Origin of the sequence: Microseira sp. BLCC-F43, from assembly GCF_041929235.1 — a bacterium.
Taxonomy (GTDB): Bacteria; Cyanobacteriota; Cyanobacteriia; order Cyanobacteriales; family Aerosakkonemataceae; genus Microseira.
Genome location: NZ_JBHFNP010000358.1, coordinates 1 through 4,796 on the forward strand (window position 1 = coordinate 1; position 4,796 = coordinate 4,796).

Annotated in this window: 2 protein-coding genes, 1 rRNA gene and 1 pseudogene; 2 read left to right on the top strand and 2 right to left on the bottom strand. The window is 48.8% G+C overall.

Going from position 1 to position 4,796, the window contains the following annotated elements:
• The first annotated feature begins 10 nt into the window (after window positions 1-10).
• Window positions 11-127, top strand: a 5S ribosomal RNA gene (gene rrf / locus ACE1CM_RS47190).
• A gap of 68 nt (window positions 128-195) precedes the next feature.
• Here the strand turns inward: rrf and ACE1CM_RS47195 are convergent.
• Both ACE1CM_RS47195 and ltrA read right to left on the bottom strand, forming a co-directional pair.
• Window positions 196-1,977, bottom strand: a complete 1,782-nt coding sequence (locus tag ACE1CM_RS47195; protein ID WP_374886556.1) for a ShlB/FhaC/HecB family hemolysin secretion/activation protein — start codon at window positions 1,975-1,977, stop codon at window positions 196-198.
• Window positions 1,978-2,371: 394 nt separating this feature from the next.
• Window positions 2,372-4,164: pseudogene (gene ltrA / locus ACE1CM_RS47200) on the bottom strand (group II intron reverse transcriptase/maturase).
• 176 nt (window positions 4,165-4,340) lie between these two features.
• On the opposite strand from ltrA, the gene ACE1CM_RS47205 reads away from it, so the two are divergent.
• Entirely contained in the window at window positions 4,341-4,478 is a 138-nt protein-coding gene (locus tag ACE1CM_RS47205) for a hypothetical protein (protein WP_374886557.1), read from the top strand.
• The last annotated feature ends 318 nt before the right edge of the window (window positions 4,479-4,796 follow it).

The following is a 4,796-nucleotide window of genomic DNA, read 5'->3' on the forward strand; positions in this document are numbered from 1 at the left end:
AAAAAGTTTTCCTGGTGCTGTGAGCGCGGTGGCTCCACACCGAACCATCCCGAACTCGGAGGTGAAACGCCGCAGCGGCGAAGATACTAGGCGGGTGACTGTCTGGAAAAATAGCGCGGTGCCAGGTTCTATACTCAACCACAAAGCTCTCTTCTGTTTGCGATCGAAGAGAGCTTTTTGGTGTTTATACCTCGATCAGAAGAAGTTGTACTGTAGGAAAAAATATAAACCCCGTTCTTGCAATGTTCTGTCGCCGGATTCAACATTAATTAATGGAATACCATAGTCTACGCGGGCTCGCAGGCGATCGCTTTGCTGCCACTGTACGCCCAGTCCAACAGAGGCTAGGGTGCTGGGGTCTGGATTTTGTTTTCCAGAGCTGTTCCAAGCTCTGCCCAGATCAACAAATGGGATAACCTGCAAAACACCTTCAACGCTGCGGAGTCGGTAAATAGGAAACCTCACTTCGGCAGAAGCTAAAGCGCCATTATCAGTCAGTAAAGCGTCTTGGCGGTAACCCCGCACGCTTTCAAAGCCGCCCAAACCAAACTGCTCTAACGCTAAAAGAGATCGGTCTGCCAACTGCACATCCGCACGCAGCAATAGCAACGGCAAACTGTTGGGTTCGCGAGTTGCTGAACCCAGCAGTTGCAGATACTGTGCTTGACCCCGCCATGCTAAAAAGCGGCTATCGGGGGGGTCGTTGTTGGTGGTAGCATCAAACAAACCTAGTCCCACATTGAACTGGGACCGGGCAGCAAAGACTTGTCGGCTTCCCCGCTGCGTCCATTCTTGGAAAAACCTGAGGGCGGTAATGCGGGTGCGTCCTTTGTCATCTGCACCTGGAGAGAGCGGGAAGGGTGTATTTAATAGGGAAGTTTCGCTTTCTCGCCGCACAGCACTCAAGCCGAGAGCCAGTTCTTGGGTGGGGCTTTGAATAATCGGCTGGCGGAAGGTCAGGTCATAGTCAACAGAACTCGCTTCGATATCCACCGCATCAAAAGGTGGCTCGATGATGTGACTTTTGGTGAAACCGTAGCTGAAGCGGAGAGTACCATTACGGGCATTCACCGGAAAGGTGTAGCTGACATCCACCTCGTTGCTGCCATCGGTGTTGGTGTAGGAAACGCTGATGCTATCTCCCTGTCCCAGTAAGTTGGCTTCGGTTAGCTGGACGCCTCGGCGGAAGCTGCCGACACTGGGAGAGCGACCATTATCAAGGGTAATTTGGGCGTCGAAGGTATCGGCGGGTGTGACGCGGACTGCAATTACGCTTAGTCCGGGACGCGACCCGGCTGAGAGTTCGGCGCTCAAGTTGGCGATTAAGGGGTTGAGTTGCAGCAGTTGTAGTGCTTCGAGCAGGCGGTTGACGTTCAAGGGGGTTTTGCTGCCCAAGGCGATGCGCGATCGCACGTAGTTCCGGTTCAAACGCCCTGTTCCCGTCACCTGAATTTCTTCTACCCTGCCTTCAACCACCTGAATTTTGATCGCGCCGCCAGTTAGAGTTTGGGGTGGAATAAAAGCGCCAGATGTGATATAGCCATTTCTGACATATAAATCGGTAACCGCAGAACGAGCTTGCAGCAGTTCGGCAAACGTCAGGGCACGTCCGGTGAACTGCTTGGTCACTTCAGCTAACTGTTCATCGCTGAAGGCTGTATTTCCTTCAAACTCAAACCGCTCAACGGTGAACGTCCCAGGAACGTTGCTGGGACGTTCCTCCAGGGGGGTTGTTGGTGTTGGACGTGTTGGTTGCAGCAGTTCAGAGGGTGGGGGGAGGGGGGCAGGCGTCGGCGGTTGTGGCGTTGGTAAAGGTTGAGGACGTGGAACGATCGGGCTAGGAAGTGGCTGCTGGTTTCTGGGGAGGTCTGAGGGGACTTGAGATTGAGCAAAGGTTTGAGCTGCGAGAGGAGCGGCACTCACGCAGATGCTAATTAAAAAAGCAAAATGAAAAAATAAACGAGGGGTTTGCTTCATGTTTAAATTTTTAATTTTTTATTTTTCTGGCACGGTACAAGCAGCTATGCTCAGTTGCGGTCTGTAAGGTGTCGCACTGGACACCTTTGCGCTAAGTACAACGATAGCCCTTAGAGTTTATCACCCAGCCAGTAGCTTCAACTATCTCTGTGCTGACGATGTATCGCTGACTCTCTCATCCCTGATTCTCATTGTTTAACCGCCTTGATCGTATTGACACTCTCAGGGCTAAAGCCGCTCTCGTTATGCGGACAGGGGAGACTGAGGTTTTTGCCAAAGTCTGACCCTCGCTACGGTCGTATTAAACTCAGCGGGGTTGTCGCCAGCCTCGCTGGTCTTCAGAACGGAACGTGAAAGTTTCCCTTCATTCCGCTCCTCAATGATTTGGTGCTTGTCATGCATACCTCATTACCCATTTCCCATTAATCATTTCTAATCTTTTGGGAGGCTTAGGCTCGACACTATTACAGTCGGATTTGTTGCCGAGACTACCATCGCTGGCTGTCTTTGTGTCGTGGCAATGTCTGTGAAGGAGTTGCCAGTTGTCTTTGGAATCCTTTCCACCTTTCGATTTTGGAATTCTGTGGTCTATTTCCATCACATCTTCCTCTCGGAAGTGTAGTCCGCAGTGGGCGCATTTACCCTTTTGTGCCTTTAGTAGCCTTGCAACTCTTTGAGGCATTTCTGGGTGTTTACCCATTCTTTTACTCCAGTAAACCAAGTTCCCGTTGTATGGTGACGATTCGCCTTTAACCATTTCATGGCGGATGATTGGAGTATCACCATGAAGCAGTAACCGAAGGAAGTTCTTTCCTTGCTTGGTTGCGAATACCCAGTTTTTACCGCTAATGGATTGCCAGTATTTGTTTGATATCCATTTCCCATTTTTTGCGGGGTGACGGCGTTTTGCCCAAGCTTTAAGCTTTTGATACATCAGGTTATCTATATCTGAGTAAGCCTCCTTACTTACCACAGTCGCGTAGTAGTTTGCCCAGCCCCGAATTACTGGGTTCAATCGACTAATTAGCGCCACTTGCGGTGCTGTCTTATGGGCATCAATAACTCTTGCGATTTCAGCATAATGTATCTTTTGCTTTTCTTTGCTGGGAGTGATGAAAGTTTTGAAGCCAAGTAGTTCTCCGTTACTTTTCTTCCCTGATGAGTATTTACCCATCCGAAGTTGTCGGATATAAAAACCTAGAAATTCAAATCCTGGTTCTGTTAGCTCATACTGTTCTAGGGTGTGAGCTATTCTTGTTTTGCTTGGTTTCAATTCCAAACCCATGTCTAGTAACCATTCCGAGATTATCTCTTGGCATCTTTGGACAACGGTTATGTCTTCATGGAGAATCACGAAGTCATCGGCGTATCGGATTAGGCTTAAGGCGTGGCAGTTCTTCTTCTTTTCTCCTGGTAACTCTCTAGCCATTTGCTTTATCCGATTTTCCATCCCGTGGAGAGCGATATTGGCAAGTAACGGGGAAATCACTCCACCTTGCGGCACACCCTCAGATGTATCGAAGTACTGCATGTTATCCATCACTCCTGACTTCAACCATGCCCGGATTTGTCGGCGAATGGTGGGGAATGTATTTAATTTTCTGAGCAGTGCTTCATGGTCAATACGGTCGAAACATTTTGCAATGTCAGCATCCAGCACATATTTTGGCTTCTGCCTAATCGCATTGAAGATTGCTTCAATCGCATCTTGACATGAGCGTCCAGGTCCCAACCCGTATGAGTTAGGTTCAAATCGCGCTTCCCATTCTGGCTCTAACGCCATTTTGACTAACGCTTGCAAGGCTCGGTCTTTCATTGTAGGTATACCTAAAGGTCGCTGTTCTTCCGTTCCAGGCTTTGGAATCCATACTCGCCTGGTTGGGCTGACCTTTGACCCAGGTTTTAGGTTTATAGTTAGGTTCAAACGTTGCTTTGGGGTCAGGCTTTTTATCCCATCCACACCAGCCGTTTTCTTCCCTTGATTATCTTGAGTTACCCTACGAACCGAAGACAGCTCTTGCTGACCAAGACTTCATCAACGTCTTCTGGAGTCTGCGAACTGTTTTAACATCGCCACGTTGAGAGGCAAGGGTAGATTCTCTTTTGGAGCTTATAAACTTTGCGTTCCAGCTTGCGCCAGTTCACTTGGTTCCATTCCACCGTAGTCTTTAAACTCGTTTTAGACATATCTACTCGTTACTTGAGACTTTATCTTCCTTTTCATCGTGAGTCTGTCTGCATATCTCTAGTGTTACCCAGAGCTTTCGCTTCTGACTCTATCTTTCCATCTCATTGCATACGGTTAGCACCTGCTCCTGGTATTCGACCTCCAGGAGAGCAAACGAGAGGTTACTTCGTTCCGAATGACCATTCTGTGTATTTTTAGAGTGATGCTATTCGCCGGGTTTATGGGAAGTGCTAATTGGTCAATGTTTGACTTGCCAACTCCCTATCCTTTGCCTTTTGGCTCCAGCTTAATCAGTTTTCAGGCGCTGCCTTAAATCCTGCTTTCCTTGCGGTTCAGCTTTATTTAGCTGGGTTAGACTGACGACGATTCAATCGCATCTTCAAGTCGAGACTTTACTCATGAATACCTTGCTCGGTGGATACCAGATTAGGCTTCCAGTAGAGCCACCTTTCATCCCCGCTTCAGGCTTTGGTCGGGTAAGGAGGCACACGTCGCCGTGTCCTCCTCCCCTTAGAACCGGACTTGACAGTTTCCCATCATCCGGCTATTGCCTTTTGCCTTGCAGTACAGTTGCCTGTGTGTACGTGTTTGTGACACGACTTGTGTAGATGAGCCAGATTATCGACCTTAT